This is a genomic window from Streptomyces sp. C (assembly GCF_000158895.1).
GTDB lineage: Bacteria > Actinomycetota > Actinomycetes > Streptomycetales > Streptomycetaceae > Streptomyces > Streptomyces racemochromogenes.
The window spans coordinates 5,702,685-5,703,054 of the sequence record NZ_GG657750.1; the positions used below are offsets into that span (position 1 = coordinate 5,702,685).

The 370-nt window shown below is 76.5% G+C and carries 1 protein-coding gene; it reads left to right on the forward strand.

The annotated features are described in order from the left end of the window. A partial coding sequence (locus tag SSNG_RS25945; RefSeq protein ID WP_128637148.1) for a helix-turn-helix domain-containing protein occupies positions 1-199 on the forward strand: 199 nt, incomplete at its 5' end. Positions 200-370 lie beyond the last annotated feature (171 nt).

Consider the following 370-nt stretch of genomic DNA (forward strand, 5'->3'; position numbering starts at 1 on the left):
CGACCTGGTGGCCTCGCTCCAGGCGTGGCTCTCCCGCCACGGGCAGTGGGACGCCGCAGCCGCCGACCTCGGCGTGCACCGGCACACCCTGCGCTACCGGATGAAGCGCGTCGAGGAGATCCTCGGCCGCTCCCTGGACGACCCGGACGTCCGCATGGAGCTCTGGCTCGCCCTCAAGGCCAGCCCGGGCCTTTCCTGAGCCCCCGCCCCGGACTCCGTCCGGCGGTGCCGCTGCGGCGTGGCGGGTGCGGGTGGCTGGGCCGCTGCCCGGTGCGGGTCCCCTACCCGCCCTTCCACCGTTCCCAGGGGCTCCGCCCCTGACCCCGATACCGGCGCTCCGCGGCCGGTGCAGCTCAAACGCCGCGCGGGC